The organism is Streptomyces sp. AC627_RSS907 (assembly GCF_019049165.1).
Map to the genome: position 1 here is coordinate 1 of NZ_JAGMUE010000977.1, position 694 is coordinate 694.

The following is a 694-nucleotide window of genomic DNA, read 5'->3' on the forward strand; positions in this document are numbered from 1 at the left end:
CTGCCAGACTGATCGCATGTCGGACAACTACTTCTCTCTCACCCGCGTCCGGCTCCGGCACTACCGGAGCATCGCGGCGGCGGACGTCGAGCTGGGCCCGCTGCTGCTCCTCGTCGGCCCGAACGGGGCGGGCAAGAGCAACTTCCTCGACGCGTTGCGGCTCCTCTCCGAGTCCTTGCAGACCTCACTCGACCAGGCCCTCCGCAGCCGCGGCGGGGCGACGGAGGTGTGCCGCAGGTCCGCCCGGCACCCGACGCACTTCTCCATCGACCTGGAGTTCCGGGCCCCGGAGTGCCACGGTGAGTACGGTTTCGAGGTGGCCGCGTCGCAGGACGAGGGCTTCCGGATCACCCGCGAGCACTGCGACGTCTGGCCCGGCACACGCCCCCCGGAGCAGGCAGGGCAGCCGACTGCCAGCTTCCGCGTGGTGCGGGGCAAGGTGACGCACACGACGGAGGCCGTCATGCCCCCGGTCAGCGACTACCGCCTCGCGCTCGTCACGGCCGCCGGCCTCGACGCGTTCCGGCCCGTGTACGACGGCCTCGCCGGCATCAGCGTGTTCAGCCTCAACCCGGACGTGATGCGTCAGCCGCAGACGCCGGACTCCGGCGAGTTCCTGCACCGCGACGGCTCCAACACCGCCAGCGTCCTGCACCGCCTCCAGCGCAGCCCCCGAGGCCGCGCCGATCAGGCC

1 protein-coding gene is annotated in these 694 nt (G+C 71.9%); it reads left to right on the top strand.

Annotated features, from left to right (window positions below; translation table 11 throughout):
• Positions 1–16 precede the first annotated feature (16 nt).
• A partial coding sequence (locus KUM32_RS39745) for an AAA family ATPase (RefSeq protein WP_217146596.1) occupies positions 17–694 on the top strand: 678 nt, incomplete at its 3' end.